We start from the raw sequence: 15,855 nt of genomic DNA, 5'->3' as shown, positions 1-15,855 counted from the left end.
CGCCTCGTCATTGCGAGCGGAGCGAAGCAATCCAGACTGTCCCTGCGGAGGCAGTCTGGATTGCTTCGTCGCAAGGGCTCCTCGCAATGACGGAGTGCGTTGGGGCGCTGTCGCTCACAACTGGGGCCGTCGGCCCCGCACCATGATCAGCGCCGCCGCGGCCACCTCCAGCGCGATGCAGAGGTAGAACGGCAGCGAATAGCCGCCGGAGAGATCGCGCAGGAAGCCGACGACGCCGGGGCCGAACGCATAGGTGACCTGGTTGATCGCGGTGTTGAGGCTGATCAGCACCCCGAACGAGGCGGAATCGAACTCCTGCTGCACGATCAGCGACGGCAGCGTGATGAGGTTGCCGACCGAGAAGCCGAACACCGCGCAGGCCGCGATCAGCACGTAATCATTGTGCAGATTGATGACGACGCAAAGCGCCGCTGCCTGGCTCAGGAACGACAGCGCGGAGGCGAGGCGCTGGTCGAGGCGGTCGATCACCATCGAGAACAGCACCCGGCCGATCATCGCCATCGCCGTCAGCACCGCAACCGCGACCGCGGCACGGTCGCGGCCGATGATGGGATCGAGGAACGAGATCAGGTGCACGATGAAGCCGACCTGCGCGAACAGCACCAAGGCAAAGGCAATCGTGACCGTGAGAAAGCCGACATCGCGCAGCGCGTGCGCGCGGATTTCGCTCGATGATTGCGGCTTCACTTTCGCCGCCACCTTCCAGCCATGGAGATCGGGCGGACGGCCGACGACGAGAAAAATCACCGGCACGAGCAGCACCAGCATGGCGCCGGCGGCGGCGTACATCGCACTCGCGAAGCCGACATGGCCGATCAACGTCACCAGCAGCGGTACGCCGACAATGCCGCCAAAGCTTGCACCGTTCAGCGCCAGGCTGATCGCCATGCCGCGCTTCTGGTCGAACCACAGGCTGATCGTGTTGGTGATCATGGCGAGACTGGTGCCGGCCCATCCGAAGGCGAGCACGGCGTCGGCCAGATAAAGCTGCCAGGGCTCCTGCACCGCACCGATCGCAACCGCAGCCGCCGCCATCGCCAGCGTGCCCGCGATCAGGCAGAGCCGCGGACCATATTTTCGGACGGCCTCGCCGACAAAGACGACAAGCAGCGCACCGAACAGGTAGAAGAATGTGGTCCCGGAGGAGATCAGCGAGGCCGGCCAGCCCCGCGCGCGCTGGAGCTCGGCGACATAGACGCTCTGTCCGTAGAAGCCGAGCCCCCAGCCGAACGTCGCGAGCAGGAAGCAGACCGCGACGATGCGCCAGCCTTCGTAGCGGAGGGAAGATTCGTCGATCGGCGAGACCGGCCGGGGATTGTCGAGCATGTTTGCTTACCGTTTTGCTCCGTCATGCCCGGGCTTGTCCCGGGCATCCACGTTCTTCGACGCCCTAAGACGTGGATGGCCGGGAGATCCAGCTCGAAGACGCGCTTCGCGCTTTCGCCCGGCCGTGACGGCATCTAAGCAACCCCGACCAGAAAATCACTTCGACAGCGATCGAAGCATCAACGTTGCTGACAGCCTCCCGCCAACTCAGATCGCATCCGGGAACTCGCCCATGGCGGCCTCCAGCCGCACCTTGCGGCGGCGGGCAAAGGAGGCGAGCGAGAGCACGGCGAGGCCGAGCACAACAGGCGGGAACACCACCATGTTCACCGCCGACCAGCCGTAATTGGCAAGCAGCTGGCCGGAGGAGAACGAGCCGATCGCCATCATCCCGAATACCAGGAAGTCGTTGAACGCCTGGACCTTGTTGCGCTCCTGTGGGCGGTGCGTCTCCAAGACCAGCGCGGAGGCGCCGATGAAGGAGAAGTTCCAGCCTATGCCGAGCACGATCAGCGTGGCCCAGAAATGCATCGCGGTGATGCCGGAGAGGCCGATCGTGGCGGCGCCCGCCTCCAGCAGCAGGCCGGCGGCGACGATCTTGGGCGCGCCGAAGCGGGCGATCAGCGCGCCCGTGAAGAAGCTCGGCCCGTACATCGCGACGATGTGCCATTGAATGCCGAAATTGGAATCGCTGAGGCTGAGGCCGCACATCTTCATGGCAAGCGGCGCCGAGGTCATCACCAGATTCATCATGGGATAGGCGATGACGCCGCACAGCGCGGCCGCGATGAATCGCGGCTGGCTCACGATCGTCAGCAGCGGTCGGCCGCCATGCAGATCGGCCGGGGCCGGCTTCGGCATGTCGACGCCGGCGACGATGCCCATCGCGACCAGCGCCACCGCGGCCTGAACCAGGAAGCTGAAGGCGAACAGATAGGGCGACCACACATCCATGGTCCATTGCACGAGCTGCGGACCGAGCACGCCGGCGAACACGCCGCCGGCCATCACCCACGACACCGCCTTGGGCCGATAGGCGGCGCTGGCGCCATCGGCGGCGGCAAAACGATAGGACTGCGCCACCGCCCCATAGAGGCCACCGAGGAAGGTCGCGACACAGAACAGCGCAAACGACGCGCGCAGGATCGCGAACGAGCCGAGCAGGCCGGTCAGCGTGCCGCAGGCCGTGCCGACGATAAAGGCCGCGCGGCGGCCGAAGCGGCGCGAGATCGCGCCGGTCGGCAGCGTGCCGGCGGCGAGTCCCACCACGTACATCGATATCGGGACGGTCGCGAACGACATATCGGGCGCGAGCGTCGCGCCGACGATCGAGCCGGTGGCAAAGATCACAGCCGAGTTGGCGCCCGTCAGCGCCTGTGCGGCGGCAAGGCGCACCACATTGGTGCGCACGCGGGCGTCGTCGGCGATTTCGTCGGCTGAGGTCACATCGATCATCGGCATTTCCGCCCGAGGGGCTTGTTGATTCCCGGCACTATGGAGGGGTGGATCGGGCCGAGCAACCGGCGCAAACGGGCGCAGGCCATGCCTCTGACGCAATCGGCAGCATGATAAATGGCCGCGCTCTTGACGGCTTGCGCTCGATCAAATCCTATCCGCCGCACGATCTTTCGGAGTTTGCATCATGTCCGTCGACGACAGGCCTACGCTTAGCAAGCCCGACGACGATCCCTGGCTCTGGCTGGAGGAGATCGAAGGCGTGCGCGCGCTCGATTTCGTCGAGCGGCAGAATCAACTGACGCTCGGTACATTCGGCGGCGCAGCGTTCGAACGCGACCGCGATACGCTCGCCGCGATCTACGATCGACCCGACAACATCCCCTATGTCAGCCGCAGCGATGGCCTGCTCTACAATCTCTGGAAGGATGCGAATCACAAACGCGGCCTGTGGCGTCGAACCACGATTGCGGAATTTCGAAATTCCGATCCGTCATGGGAAACGCTGCTCGACATCGACGCGCTCGCTGCCAATGAAGGCGAGGACTGGCTTCTGAACTGGTCGAGCTCGCTGCCGGGCGACGCGCCGCAAACAATCCTGAGCCTGTCGCGCGGCGGCAGCGATGCCGTCACGTTGCGCGAATTCGACCTGAAGACGAAAAGTTTTGTTGCCGGCGGCTTCACGTTGCCGGAGGCCAAGGGTGGCGCGTCCTGGGTCGATGCCGACACGGTGCTGTTGTCGAGCGCCTATGGCGATGGCATGGCGACGACTTCGGGCTACGCGCGGACGGTGCGATTGTGGCGGCGCGGCGAGCCCGTCGAGCGGGCGCGCGTGGTGTTCGAGACCACTTCGGATCGCATGAGCGCGTATTGCGATATCGACCGGACCGGAGAGACACCCCGGGTCTGGTTCATCGACCGGCTCGACTTCTTCAATTTCGACCTCTGGCTCGGCACCGAAAACGGTGCGACTGTGAAGCTCGACCTTCCTTCCGACATCTGGCTGCAAATTCACCGCGACTGGTTCGCGATCAAGCTGCGCTCGGCCTGGACCGCCGCCGGCACAACCTACGGCCCCGATACCGTGCTTGGCATTTCGCTGTCGGCTTTCCTGGCCGGCGATCGCAACTTCACCGTCGTCTTCGCGCCAGGCGCGCGCCGCGCGCTCCAGGGATTTTCCTGGGCCGATGGCAAACTCCTGCTGTCCATCCTCGACAAGTTGCGGCCGGTGTTCGAGATCTGCACGCCGTCCCCCTCCGGCTGGAGTCACGAGACGCTGCGCGGCCTCCCCGAAATTGGCGTCGTCGACGTCTGGCGCTTCGATCATCATGAGTCGGAAAGCAATGGCGACCTGCTCGCCAATATACAGGACCCGCTGACGCCGCCGTCGCTGATGCTGATCGAGCGCGGCGTCGAAAGCCCGACCGTGCTGAAACGGGCACCTCGCACGTTCAATGCCGACGGTCTCGTGGTGACGCAGCACGAGGCGATCTCGATCGACGGCGAGCGCATCCCCTATGTGCAGACGGGCCCCGCGACGGAGACCGGCGATGCGCCGGTCTATATGAGCGCCTATGGCGGCTTCGGGCTTGCTGTGAAGCCGCATTACAATGCGTCACTCGGCAAGCTGTGGCTCGAGCGCGGCGGCACCATCGTGCAGGCGAACCTGCGCGGCGGCGGCGAGTTCGGCACGCGCTGGCACGATGCCGGCCGGCTCGCCGGCAAGAAATTGTCGCATGACGATTTTGCGGCGGTTGCCGCCGATCTCGTCCGCCGCGGCGTCACGACAGCAAAGCGCATCGCAGCCCAGGGCGGATCGAACGGCGGCATCCTCATCACCAACATGCTGGTGCGCTATCCCGAACGCTTCGGCGCGCTGTTCTGCACGATCCCGCTGATCGACATGCGCCGCTACACCAAGCTGCTCGCGGGCGCGAGCTGGATCGCGGAATATGGCGACCCCGACAAGCCCGAGGAGTGGGACTGGCTGAAGACCTACTCGGCCTATCACAACGCAAAGCCCGGCCAGCCCTATCCGCCGATCCTGATCGCCACGACGCGGCGTGACGACCGCGTCCATCCCGGCCATGCGCGCAAGATGGCGGCAAAGCTCCAGGCGATGGGCTACGAAGCCTGGTTCTACGAGCCGGAAGCAGGGGGCCACGGCTACGGCAAGGACAACAAGGAGCGCGCCGGCTTCGAGGTGCTGGGCTTCCAGTTCCTGAAGGACAAGATCGGCTGGCAGGATGGCGAGGCGTGAAGCGTTTTGACTACCTCAGTGCAGGCCAAGAGCGACGCTTACCTCTCCCGCTTGTGGGAGAGGTAAGCGCGCTCGAAGAGCGCGGCGGGTGAGGGCTTTCTCCGCTTGGGGGTTCTCGATTGCGGAAACACCCTCTCCCCAACCCTCCCCCGCAAGCAGGGGAGGGAGCGCACATTCTTCGTGGTTTAGCGCGAAAATACCAGCGTCAGATTGTTCGCGGGCATGTCGATCGAACCCACCAGGCCGAGCCCCACGCCCCGCGCGAGCTTCTCGACATCGCTGACATCGCGCACGCCCCAATCGGGATTGCCATCGCGTAAAGACGTGTCGAACACGGCGTTGCTGAGCGCGGTGTGCTTGCCGTCGCGCTTGAACGGGCCGTAGAGGAACAGCTTGCCGTCGGTCCGCAAATAGCGGCCGGCGCCGGCGAACAGGCCCTCGGCCACGGCCCAGGGCGCGATGTGGATGACATTGGCGCAGAACACGGCTGCAAGACTCGCCGGCCCCTGCCCGCTCTTCATCTCCGGGCACCAGTCGGGATCGGAGAGATCAATCCGCAGGGGCGCCCGGATATTTTGCAGGCCCGAATGAACGCGCCATGCCTCGATGCTCTTCACATGGCGCTGGTTGAGGTCGCTCGGCCACCAGACCAGATCGGGCGTATGACGGGCGAAATGGACCACATGCTGGCCGGTTCCGCTGCCGACCTCGACCACGTCGCCCGTGCGCCCCGCGAGGTGCTTTTCAAGCGCAGCCCAGAGCGGCTCGTGATTGCGATGGAAGGCCGGGGCGTCGAGGCGGCCATCCGACTCGACCCGCCCGCCGTCCCTGCCAAATTCGACGACATATTCAGCCAATTGACGTCCCCGGAAATGAGAAAGCAGACCAAAATGCGATCAGGGCCAAACGCCCCGGAAAAACTGACTGGCTCCAATGGACTCTACGAACGATCTATCTCTTCAGTTGCAATGCGGAAGATATTAACGCCATTTTGCGGCCTGCATAGTCTTGATTGTCAGGGCATGTCCTTTGTGCTTTTGAACACTATCTTTTCGCATACATGATAAGCCTCGGAACGACGCCGTGACCGCCCTTCCTCGCAAGCCCGCCCTGCTCCTCGCGCTGGTCGCTCTCGCCGGCTTTGCCGCGAGCCCGGCGCGGGCGCAATCCGCCGTGACGGAAGGCCAGAAACTCGCCTTCGACCGCGGCAAGGGCAATTGCCTGACCTGCCACGTCATCAAGGGTGGCGATTTGCCGGGCACGATCGGGCCGGAGCTGAAGGACATCAAGGCGAAATACCCCGATCGCAACGAGCTGATCGCGATCCTGTACGATGAGACCAAGCGCAATCCGCAGACCATGATGCCGCCGTTCGGCCGCAACCGGCTTTTGACCGACCAGGAGATCAGCGCGATCGTTGATTTCCTGCAAACGCTGTAGCGGCAGGCAGCCGAGGAGACCTTAGATGACCTCAACCACGAGCCCTCTCGCGACGCGGCGCCTGATCCTTCAGGGCGCAGTCTCGGTCGCGCTGATCGGCCTCGGCAATCTGCCGTTCGCGCCCGCGCGCGCCGCGGCCAACGACAAATATCCGGAAGAGGCTTTCAAGCAGAAGAGCGAGGCCGACGCGATCAAGGCGCTCTACGGTAAGACCGCCGAGCCCTCCGACAAGGTCAAGCTCGACGCGCCCGAGATCGCCGAGAACGGCGCGGTGGTGCCGATCTCGGTGACGACCACGCTCGACAAGGTCACGTCGATCTCGTTCTTCGTGGCCGAGAACCCGAACGCGCTCGCGGCCTCCTACAGGATCCCCGATGGCACGATGCCGAGCGTCGCCAACCGCCTGAAAATGGCCAAGACCACCAACGTGGTTGCGATCGTCGAGGCCGACGGCAAGCTCTTTAGCGCGACCAAGGAAGTGAAAGTTACTGTCGGCGGCTGCGGCGGCTGACGGAGGAGGAATCGAGATGGCATCCAGCATTCGCGTACGCGCCACCGCCAACGGCGACATCACCGAGGTGCAGGCGCTGATCCAGCACCCGATGGATTCCGGTTTCGTCAAGGACGCCAAGGGCGAGATCATCCCGGCGCACTTCATCCAGGAGCTGACGTTCGCATGTAACGGCAAGGACGTCTTCGTCGCCGATTGGGGCCCGGCCGTCTCCAAGGACCCCTACGTCAAGTTCAGCTTCAAGGGCGCCAAGAAGGGCGACGACCTCAAGATCTCCTGGACCGACAACAAGAGTGGGTCTGACGAGATCACCGCGAAGATTTCGTGATGAAACGACGCGCTACCATTCTGCTCGGCTCAGCATTCGTCGCACTCGCGGCGTTCAGCTTCGCCGCGCCGCGCGTGATCGCCGCCGACAAGGTTGATCCCGCCGCCGACGCAAAAGCGTTCCAGAATTTCTTCTTCCAGAAATTTCCGAACGTGAAGCACGAGGATTTCGTCAACGGTCCTTATTCGATGAACGAGGACATGAAGCGGCAGTGGCAGGAGAAGGAAGAGTTTCCGCCCTACGAGTTCGCGCTCGATGCCGGCAAGGAGATGTTTTCGACGCCGTTCAAGAACGGCAAGACCTACGCCGACTGCTTCCCGAACGGCGGCGTCGGCATCCGCCAGAACTATCCCTATTTCGACGAGAAGGAGGGCAAGGTCGTTACGCTGGAGCTCGCGCTCAACCGCTGCCGCCAGGCCAATGGCGAGGCGCCCTATTCCTACGTCAAGGACGAGATGGCCTCGCTGACCGCGTACATGGCCTTCACCTCGCGCGGCAAGCTGATGGACATCAAGCTTCCCGACGATCCCCGCGCGCTCGCGGCGTTCGAGAACGGCAAGCGCTATTTCTACACCCGCCGCGGCCAGATGAATTTCTCCTGCGCGAGCTGTCATGTGCAGAGCCCGGGCGAGCGCATTCGTGCCGAGGTCCTCGCGCCGGCGCTCGGCATCCTGAATGCGTTGCCGATCTACCGGTCCGAATGGAGCGGCATGGGCACGACCAGCCGCCGCTTCATCACCTGCAACAGCCAGACCCGCGCGGTTCCGCTGGAGCCGCAGGCGGACGAATACCGCGACGTCGAGTATTTCCTCTCCTACGTCGCCAATGGCTTGCCGATCTCCGGCCCCGGAGCGCGGCCATGAAGCGGTCACTTCCTTTCGCCATGCTGCTCGCGTTGAGCCTCGCGCCAGCAGCGCGCGCGGCAACTGACGCGGACTACAAGGCGGCCTACGCTGCTGCAGAGGCCGCATCCAAGGAGGCAGCCGGCTTGCGCAACCAGTGGACCACCACCGTCTCGACGCTGGCGGCAGCGAAAAAGGCCGCTGATGGCGGCGATTTCGACCGCGCCGTCGCCGCAGCCAAGGAGGCCGAGGCGCTGGCGAAAGCATCTGTCTTCCAGGCGACGTCGGAAAAAGACGCCTGGAAGGCGATGGAGATCCGCTAGATTGACGTCTGTGGAACCGTCGTTGAGAGGCGCGAAGAAATTTAGATGGCCATCCGCCGCCGCGATTTCCTGAAGGGCACAGCCGGCATTGCCGCCTCGCTCGGCCTGCCGCGGCTTGCGCGCGGCGCTGAGGCCGCCAGCATTTACGACATCGAGCGCTTCGGCAATGCGCGGATCCTGCACCTCACCGACACCCATGCGCAACTCAATCCGGTCTATTTTCGCGAGCCCAGCGTCAATATCGGCATCGGCGAGATGGCGGGACGGCCGCCGCATCTGGTCGGCCGCGCCTTCCTCGAGCGGTTCGGCATCCGGCCCGACAGCGCCGATGCCTATGCCTTCACCTGTTTCGAGTTCGAGAAGTCGGCTGCGCGCTTCGGCAAGCTCGGCGGCTTCGCCCATCTGAAGACGCTGGTCGACCGTCTCCGCAGTGACGCCGGCGAGAAGCATTCGCTGCTCGTCGACGGCGGCGACCTCTGGCAGGGCACCGGGCTCGCCAACATCATGCAAGGCCGCGACATGGTCGAGGTCGCCAATCTGCTCGGCATCGAGGCGATGACCGGGCATTGGGAATTCACCTATGGCGAGCAGGCGCTGCGCGACAATCTCGAACGCTTCAAGGGCGAGTTCCTGGCACAGAACGTCTTCCTGACCGACGAAGCCGCGTTCAACGACGCCCGCGCCTTCGACAAGGCCACGGGGCGCGTGTTCAAGCCTTCGACCATCAAGGAGCTCGGCGGCTATCGCGTCGCGATCGTCGGCCAGGCCTTTCCTTACGTGCCAATCGCGCATCCAAAACGGTTCACGCCGGACTGGACCTTTGGCATCCGTGAGGAGGAGTTGCAGAAGCACGTCGATAGCCTGCGCGGACACGACAAGGTCGATGCGGTCATCCTGCTGTCGCACAACGGCATGGATGTCGACCTCAAGCTCGCAAGCCGCGTCACCGGCATCGACGTCATCCTCGGCGGCCACACCCATGACGCCGTGCCGCAGCCAATCGCGGTGAAGAATGCGAACGGCACCACGCTCGTCACAAATGCCGGCTCCAACGGGAAATTTCTGGCCGTGCTCGATCTCGCGCTCGACAAGGGCAAGATCAACGACGTCAAATATCATCTGCTGCCGGTCTATTCGGAGCTGCTGAAGCCCGATCCGGCGATGGCCGAACTGATCGGCCAATTGCGGGCGCCCTACGCGACCGACTGGACGGAGAAGATCGCAACGCCCGACCGTCTGCTCTATCGCCGCGACAATTTTTCCGGGCCGGTCGACGAGCTGATCTGCACCGCGCTGCGCACCGAGCTCGATGCCGAGATAGCGCTGTCGCCGGGCTTCCGCTGGGGTGTCACCGCGCTGTCCGGTCAGGGACTGACGCTGGAGGACGTGCTCGCCGAAACCGCGATCACCTATCCCGAGACCTATGCGCAGGAGATGACGGGCGAGCAGATCAAGGATGTGCTGGAAGACATCTGCGACAACCTCTTCAACGCCGATCCCTATTACCAACAGGGCGGTGACATGGTTCGCGCCGGCGGCCTCAGTTACACCTGCACCCCGACAGCCGCGATCGGCAGCCGCATCTCCGAGCTGAAGCTCAACAGCGGCAAGACGCTCAGCGCAAACCACCGCTACAAGGTCGCGGGCTGGGCCTCCGTCAACGGCCAACAAGGCGCGCCGGTGTGGGATGTGGTGGCCAAATATCTGCGCTCGGGCCGGATGGCGCCCGAGCGGCTCGGCTCCGGCGTCACCTTGAAAGGCGTCGACGGCAATCCAGGGATTGCAGGACAGGGATGATGCGGCCGCAAGCCTTTCGCGCGCTGTTGCTGGCGCTGTTCGTCTGGGTCGCGATGCCGCCGGCTTTGAACCAGAAGGTTTGGGCGCAGCAGGTGCCGCTCCAGGACAAGCCGTTCGCTGAGCACAAGATCGTACTCCAGCTCTCTGACGGCGACGCCAAGAAGCAAGCGCTGGTGCTCAGCGTCGCCAACAACCTTTTGAAGTTCTACGACCCGGACAAGATCGCGATCGAGGTGGTGGCGTTCGGTCCCGGCATCGATCTGCTGCTGGCCGGCGGCGACCGCCGCAAGCAGGTCGAGAGCCTGATCGCGCAGGGCGTGCGCTTCGACATCTGCCTCAACACTGTCGACACGATCGAGCGGGAGACGGGAAAACGACCGGATTTTATCCCGACCGCCACCCCGGTGCAGGTCGGGGTCGGGCAGATCCTGTTCCTGGCGGAGAACGGATACACGGTGGTGAGGCCGTAGGGTCGCTGTCCCGCCGCGCCCTCGCTGTCATTCCCCGCGTAGGCGGGGAATCCGGTACGCCGCGGCTTCTCCGTACCTCTCGCTGTCTCTGAAATGCTGGATCGCGCGCCCCAGTGCGCAATCGCGCACAAGGCGGGCGATGACAGCGGGTGTGTAGCGGGCCGCTATGCCACCCAGGCCCCATCACCCCACAATAAAAATCTTCTAAATTTTCTTATTTACACAGTGAATTGCTTCTCCTTATAGCCCATGGCGTAGTAGAATCTTGGAAATCACTCCACGCCGGGTCTTGCCATGATCTTCCGCCAGCTCTTCGACAGTGTTTCGGGCACCTACAGCTACGTCCTGGCGAGCCGCCCCGGCGGCGAGGCGCTGATCCTCGATCCGGTGCTGGAGAAGGTCGACCGCTATTGCCAATTGCTGCGCGAGCTCGACCTCAAGCTGGTGAAAGCCGTCGACACCCATTTGCACGCCGACCACGTCACCGGCCTCGGCGAGCTGCGCGACCGGACCCATTGCATGACCGTCATGGGCGACCAGACCAAGGCCGACGTCGTGGCGATGCGGGTTGCCGACGGCGACAACGTGACGATCGAGGGCCTGTCGCTCGACGTGATGTACACGCCCGGCCACACCGACGATTCCTATTCCTATTTGATGGGCGACCGCGTCTTCACCGGTGACACGCTTCTGATCCGCGGCACCGGCCGCACCGATTTCCAGAACGGCTCGTCGCGCGCGCAGTACGAGTCGATCTTCAACCGCCTGCTCAAGCTGCCGGACGAGACGATGGTGTTCCCGGCGCATGACTACAAGGGCGACACCGTCTCCACCATCGGCGAGGAGAAGCGCTACAATCCGCGGCTCCAGGTGCGTTCGGTCGACGAATATATCGAGCTGATGGCAAACCTGAAGCTGCCCAATCCGAAGATGATGGATGTGGCGGTGCCCGCCAATATGCATGTCGGCCTGCATCAGGAGGAGCTGGAGAAAGAGGGCCGCGCGCTGAGCGCGGTCGAGGCGATCCGCTCGCTCGGCCGGCCGGATATCCTGCTGGTCGATCTGCGCGAGAACAATGAGCGCGCCAAGCACGGCTTGCTCGAAGGCGCGCTGCACACGCCCTACCCCAACGTCGAGGAAAGCCTCAAGTCCGGCGGCATGCTGCGCGAGGTCGCGGCCGCCACCGGCCGCCGCGTGGTGTTCTTCTGTGCCTTCGGCGAGCGCTCGGCGATGGCAGTGGCCGCGGCCAAGGACGCGGGCCTCACCAATACCGCGCACATCGCCGGCGGCATCGACGCCTGGAAGAAGGCGGGCGGGCCGATCGTGCAGGGCTGACGGTCTCGTCGCACCCTTGAGATAAGTCAGGAACCGCTCATGTTTTGCGGGTAGAGTCGGATGCAGCATCACCATCCGGGAACAGCCATGGCCAAGACCGCCAAGCCAAGCGAGCCGCCCAAAAAGGCGGACGACAAGGCGAAGAAGCCAAAGCCTCCGCGCGACACCGACGACGATTACGAAGACGGCGACATCGCGACGCCGAAGCGCGATCGGTACGGCAATGATGATGAGCCGTTGTGAGGAGGCACGGCGCGCGTTTTGACAGCACGCTCGCGCAACACCTTCAGTGTCGTCCCGGCCTAGTGCGCAATTGCGCACGGGGGGCCGGGACGACATTGGGGAAGCGCCCCACTCGCGCTACCTGCCATGCGCCCGCGTTCATGGACAAATAACCGGCCTCCCCGATAGTTTGCGCTCCCTCAGGGAGTGAATCGGAACTGCAATGGTCGACGTTCTCGCCGCACCGCAACAAGGCAAGGCGGACAGCGCGCTGCGCACGCTGACCGGAATCTCGATCGCGCATTGGGTCAGCCATTTTCATCTGCTGGTCCTGCCGATGCTGTTCCCGTTCCTGAAGAGCCAGCTCGGCGTCGGTTATGTCGAGCTCGGCTTCGCGCTGACCGTGTCTGCCGTCGTGTCCGGGCTGACGCAGGCACCGACCGGCTATCTCGTCGATCATTTTGGCGCGCGCAGGATCCTGCTGGGCGGACTGACGCTCGGCGGGCTCGCGCTGATCCTGCTCGGCCTGCATCTGAGCTACGCCTCGCTGATCGCCTGCGCCGTGCTGCTCGGGCTCGCCAACAGCGTCTATCACCCCGCCGATTACGCGATCCTCGCCGAGCACATGGACGAGGCGCGGATGGGCCGCGCGTTCTCGATCCACACTTTTGCCGGCTATCTCGGCGGCGCCGTCGCGCCTGCAATCGTGGCCGCGCTGGTCATTGTGTCCGGCGGCACCGGCGCGCTGATCGCGTCGGGTGCGATCGGCGTGCTGGTCGCATTGCTGCTGGTGGCGATGAACATTCCCGATGCCGGCGCGCACAAGACAAAGCCGGGCAATGTGAATGCGCCGAAACAAGCCGTCATCACCCCGGCGCTGATCACGCTGACCGCGCTCTTCATGCTGCTCAGCCTGTCGGTTGCCGGCATCAACAATCTCGGCGTGGTGGCGCTGATGAGCGGCTACGGCGTTTCGTATTCGGCTGCCAACATCGCGCTGACCGCCTTCCTCGCGGCCAGCGCTGCCGGCGTGCTCGCGGGCGGCTTCCTGGCCGACCACACCGAGCGCCACGGCTACGTTGCCGCCGCCTGCTTCGCCGTGAACGCAGCGATCGTGCTGCTGATCGCACTGGTCACGCTGCCCGGCTGGGCCTTGACCGCGACGATGACGGCCGCGGGCTTCCTCTCCGGCGTGATCGCCCCCTCGCGCGACATGCTGGTGCGCAATGCGGCGCCTCCCGGCGCTGCGGGGCGCGCCTTCGGCATCGTCTCGACCGGCTTCAATCTCGGCGGCATCGTCAGCCCGCTGCTGTTCGGCTGGATCATGGACCAGAGCGCACCGCACTGGGTGTTCGGCGCCTCCGTGATCTTCATGGTCGCGACGGTGGTGCTCTCGCCGTTTACGGAGCGGCGGGCAAAAAACGTTTCTTGAGCCACGGTCGCGGGTACAAACTCTATCGTCGTCCCGGCCTAGTGCGCAATTGCGCACGGGGGGCCGGGACCCATAACCACAGGGAGCGGTTGTAGCGCGAGGCTGGCAACTACGGGTCTTCGCCAAACTACTCCCTGGGGTTATGGGTCCCGGATCTGCGCTACGCTTCGCTGCGCTTGTCCGGGACGACGAGAACAACAACAACAACGCGGGAAGAAACCACATGACCAACCCTGATCTCGTGATCCGCGGCGGCACAGTTGCGGATGGAAGCGGCGGCGAGCTGTTTGAAGCTGACGTCGCCATTACCGGCGGCAAAATCAGCGAGGTCGGTAAGGTCTCGGCCAAGGGCAAGGAAGAAATCGACGCCCGCGGCAAGCTTGTGACGCCGGGCTTTGTCGACGTCCACACCCACTATGACGGCCAGGTCACCTGGAGCCAGGACATCACGCCGTCGTCGCAGAACGGCGTCACCACCGCGATCATGGGCAATTGCGGCGTCGGCTTTGCGCCGTGCAAGCCGGCCGACCACACCCGCCTGATCCAGCTCATGGAGGGCGTCGAGGACATTCCGGAGCCAGTGCTGAGCGCCGGCATTCCCTGGGCCTGGGAGAGCTTTCCGGACTACATGAACTGGCTCTCCAAGCGCGATTTCGACATCGATGTCGGCGCGCAACTGCCGCATGCGGCGCTGCGGGTCTATGTCATGGGCGAGCGCGGTGCGCGCCGCGATCCCTCGACCGCCGAAGATAACGCCGCGATGGCAAAGCTTGCCGGCGAAGCGGTGCGCTCAGGCGCGCTCGGCTTCTCGACCTCGCGCACGCTCAACCACCGCACCTCGACCGGCGATTACACGCCGACGCTGAAGGCGGGCGAGGACGAGCTCACCGCGATTGCCGGCGCGATGCATAGCCAGGGCCGCAGCGTGCTGCAATTCGTGCTCGATCTGTCCACCATCCACGAAGATCTGCCGATGATGCTGCGGGTGGCGGATCAGACGAAGTGCCCGATCTCGTTCTCGATCACGCAGAACGACAAGGCGCCGCAACGCTGGCGCCAGACGCTGGACGAGATCAATGCGGCAGCCAAGCGCGGCCTTTCCATCACCGCGCAGATCGCGGCGCGTCCCGTCGGCCTGCTGCTCGGCCTCGAGCTGTCGCGCAATCCGTTCCAGACCCATCCGAGCTACAAGGCGATCGCGCATCTGCCGCTCAGGGAGCGACTGGCGCGGCTGCATCAGCCGGACGTGCGCAAGGCGATTTTGAACGAGACGGCCACCGCGACCGACGACCCGCTGTTCTTCCGTCCCAACTACGACAAGATGTTTTTGCTCGGCGATCCCCCGGACTACGAGCAGCCGCCGGAGAACGCGCTGGGTCCGCAAGCGCGCAAGCAGGGCCGGCAGCCGGAGGAGCTTGCCTATGACGCGATGCTGTCGGACGACGGCCGCGGCATGCTCTACGTTCCCTTCCTCAACTATGCCGACGGCAATCTCGACGCGACACGCGAGATGCTGATCGATCCGCAATCGGTGCCGGGCCTGTCCGACGGCGGCGCGCATTGCGGCATCATCTGCGATGCGAGCTTCCCGACCTATCTGCTGACGCACTGGACGCGCGACCGCAAGCGCGGCGAAAAACTGACGATCCCGTTCGTGGTGGCCGCGCAGTCACGCAAGACCGCGCTCTCGGTCGGCCTCACCGATCGCGGGCTTATTGCTCCCGGATATAAAGCTGACGTCAATGTGATCGACTATGACCGGCTGCATCTGCATCCGCCGAAGGTGCACTATGACTTGCCGGTCGGCGGACGGCGGTTGTTGCAGGATGTCGACGGCTATGAGGCGACCATCGTGTCGGGCGTGGTGACGCGGCGGCAGGGCGAGGCGACGGGGCGTCGGCCGGGGAAGCTGATTCGTGGGGCGCAGGGGGTGATGCAGTAGCGAAGACTGCGCATGGGGCGCGAGGGCGCCTCACCATACTCAGCGTCGTCCCGGCCTAGGGTCTGTTGAGATTCATCTAGAATGGATGACGGCGGTGGCGAGATAGATCATCGCTTCAAAGCTGCTGTCTGTCTTGTCGCACCGCATTGCT

The 15,855-nt window shown here is 64.4% G+C and carries 15 protein-coding genes; 12 read left to right on the top strand and 3 right to left on the bottom strand.

Annotated elements, in window-relative coordinates; genetic code table 11:
• Positions 1–114: 114 nt before the first annotated feature.
• Both ABIB73_RS21175 and ABIB73_RS21170 read right to left on the bottom strand, forming a co-directional pair.
• Entirely contained in the window at positions 115–1,347 is a 1,233-nt protein-coding gene (locus ABIB73_RS21175; RefSeq protein ID WP_354226974.1) for an MFS transporter, read from the bottom strand.
• A 207-nt stretch (positions 1,348–1,554) separates the two neighbouring features.
• Complete coding sequence (locus ABIB73_RS21170) at positions 1,555–2,802, bottom strand: MFS transporter (RefSeq protein WP_354226973.1); 1,248 nt, start codon at positions 2,800–2,802, stop codon at positions 1,555–1,557.
• A gap of 187 nt (positions 2,803–2,989) precedes the next feature.
• Between ABIB73_RS21170 and ABIB73_RS21165 the strand changes: the two genes are divergently transcribed.
• Entirely contained in the window at positions 2,990–5,062 is a 2,073-nt protein-coding gene (locus tag ABIB73_RS21165; protein WP_354226971.1) for a prolyl oligopeptidase family serine peptidase, read from the top strand.
• A gap of 185 nt (positions 5,063–5,247) precedes the next feature.
• Here ABIB73_RS21165 and ABIB73_RS21160 read toward each other — a convergent pair whose 3' ends face one another.
• Positions 5,248–5,919 (bottom strand): DUF938 domain-containing protein, encoded by a 672-nt coding sequence (locus ABIB73_RS21160; RefSeq protein ID WP_354226969.1) that lies wholly within the window; start codon positions 5,917–5,919, stop codon positions 5,248–5,250.
• Between the two features lie 226 nt (positions 5,920–6,145).
• Between ABIB73_RS21160 and soxX the strand changes: the two genes are divergently transcribed.
• From soxX to ABIB73_RS21105, 11 genes are all read left to right on the top strand, one after another.
• Positions 6,146–6,502: a sulfur oxidation c-type cytochrome SoxX gene (soxX, locus tag ABIB73_RS21155; protein WP_354226967.1), complete on the top strand. Its 357-nt coding sequence runs from the start codon at positions 6,146–6,148 to the stop codon at positions 6,500–6,502.
• A 25-nt stretch (positions 6,503–6,527) separates the two neighbouring features.
• Entirely contained in the window at positions 6,528–7,013 is a 486-nt protein-coding gene (gene soxY, locus ABIB73_RS21150) for a thiosulfate oxidation carrier protein SoxY (protein ID WP_354226965.1), read from the top strand.
• A gap of 16 nt (positions 7,014–7,029) precedes the next feature.
• On the top strand, positions 7,030–7,341 hold the full coding sequence (gene soxZ, locus ABIB73_RS21145; protein WP_354226963.1) for a thiosulfate oxidation carrier complex protein SoxZ: 312 nt from the start codon (positions 7,030–7,032) through the stop codon (positions 7,339–7,341).
• A complete protein-coding gene (soxA, locus tag ABIB73_RS21140) occupies positions 7,341–8,204 on the top strand; it encodes a sulfur oxidation c-type cytochrome SoxA (protein WP_354226961.1) in 864 nt (287 codons plus the stop codon). The genes soxZ and soxA overlap by 1 nt, the downstream gene beginning before the upstream one ends.
• Positions 8,201–8,506, top strand: a complete 306-nt coding sequence (locus tag ABIB73_RS21135; protein ID WP_354226959.1) for a hypothetical protein — start codon at positions 8,201–8,203, stop codon at positions 8,504–8,506. The genes soxA and ABIB73_RS21135 overlap by 4 nt, the downstream gene beginning before the upstream one ends.
• 45 nt (positions 8,507–8,551) lie before the next feature.
• The gene (gene soxB, locus ABIB73_RS21130; RefSeq protein WP_354226957.1) at positions 8,552–10,303 is read left to right on the top strand and encodes a thiosulfohydrolase SoxB; all 1,752 of its coding nucleotides are present in this window, start codon (positions 8,552–8,554) and stop codon (positions 10,301–10,303) included.
• The gene (locus tag ABIB73_RS21125) at positions 10,300–10,773 is read left to right on the top strand and encodes a DsrE family protein (RefSeq protein WP_354226956.1); all 474 of its coding nucleotides are present in this window, start codon (positions 10,300–10,302) and stop codon (positions 10,771–10,773) included. The genes soxB and ABIB73_RS21125 overlap by 4 nt, the downstream gene beginning before the upstream one ends.
• A 294-nt stretch (positions 10,774–11,067) precedes the next feature.
• Complete coding sequence (locus ABIB73_RS21120) at positions 11,068–12,108, top strand: MBL fold metallo-hydrolase (RefSeq protein ID WP_354226954.1); 1,041 nt, start codon at positions 11,068–11,070, stop codon at positions 12,106–12,108.
• Between the two features lie 87 nt (positions 12,109–12,195).
• Positions 12,196–12,351: a hypothetical protein gene (locus ABIB73_RS21115; RefSeq protein ID WP_354226952.1), complete on the top strand. Its 156-nt coding sequence runs from the start codon at positions 12,196–12,198 to the stop codon at positions 12,349–12,351.
• 202 nt (positions 12,352–12,553) lie between these two features.
• On the top strand, positions 12,554–13,762 hold the full coding sequence (locus ABIB73_RS21110) for an MFS transporter (protein WP_354226950.1): 1,209 nt from the start codon (positions 12,554–12,556) through the stop codon (positions 13,760–13,762).
• A 223-nt stretch (positions 13,763–13,985) separates the two neighbouring features.
• Complete coding sequence (locus ABIB73_RS21105) at positions 13,986–15,704, top strand: N-acyl-D-amino-acid deacylase family protein (RefSeq protein ID WP_354226948.1); 1,719 nt, start codon at positions 13,986–13,988, stop codon at positions 15,702–15,704.
• The last annotated feature ends 151 nt before the right edge of the window (positions 15,705–15,855 follow it).

The sequence above is a fragment of the Bradyrhizobium sp. F1.4.3 genome (assembly GCF_040548375.1).
In the GTDB taxonomy this organism is placed as follows: domain Bacteria; phylum Pseudomonadota; class Alphaproteobacteria; order Rhizobiales; family Xanthobacteraceae; genus Bradyrhizobium.
Note: the sequence above shows the minus strand (reverse complement) of the source record. Positions and strands in the feature narration are given on the sequence as shown.

Bases quoted from the DNA above. Each gene is read 5' to 3' on its own strand.
- soxA (WP_354226961.1), top strand. From the start codon at position 7,341: ATGAAACGACGCGCTACCATTCTGCTCGGCTCAGCATTCGTCGCACTC.
- ABIB73_RS21165 (WP_354226971.1), top strand. From the start codon at position 2,990: ATGTCCGTCGACGACAGGCCTACGCTTAGCAAGCCCGACGACGATCCC.
- soxB (WP_354226957.1), top strand. From the start codon at position 8,552: ATGGCCATCCGCCGCCGCGATTTCCTGAAGGGCACAGCCGGCATTGCC.
- ABIB73_RS21170 (WP_354226973.1), bottom strand. From the start codon at position 2,802: ATGATCGATGTGACCTCAGCCGACGAAATCGCCGACGACGCCCGCGTG.
- ABIB73_RS21110 (WP_354226950.1), top strand. From the start codon at position 12,554: ATGGTCGACGTTCTCGCCGCACCGCAACAAGGCAAGGCGGACAGCGCG.
- ABIB73_RS21120 (WP_354226954.1), top strand. From the start codon at position 11,068: ATGATCTTCCGCCAGCTCTTCGACAGTGTTTCGGGCACCTACAGCTAC.
- soxY (WP_354226965.1), top strand. From the start codon at position 6,528: ATGACCTCAACCACGAGCCCTCTCGCGACGCGGCGCCTGATCCTTCAG.
- ABIB73_RS21105 (WP_354226948.1), top strand. From the start codon at position 13,986: ATGACCAACCCTGATCTCGTGATCCGCGGCGGCACAGTTGCGGATGGA.
- ABIB73_RS21115 (WP_354226952.1), top strand. From the start codon at position 12,196: ATGGCCAAGACCGCCAAGCCAAGCGAGCCGCCCAAAAAGGCGGACGAC.
- ABIB73_RS21125 (WP_354226956.1), top strand. From the start codon at position 10,300: ATGATGCGGCCGCAAGCCTTTCGCGCGCTGTTGCTGGCGCTGTTCGTC.
- ABIB73_RS21135 (WP_354226959.1), top strand. From the start codon at position 8,201: ATGAAGCGGTCACTTCCTTTCGCCATGCTGCTCGCGTTGAGCCTCGCG.
- soxZ (WP_354226963.1), top strand. From the start codon at position 7,030: ATGGCATCCAGCATTCGCGTACGCGCCACCGCCAACGGCGACATCACC.
- ABIB73_RS21175 (WP_354226974.1), bottom strand. From the start codon at position 1,347: ATGCTCGACAATCCCCGGCCGGTCTCGCCGATCGACGAATCTTCCCTC.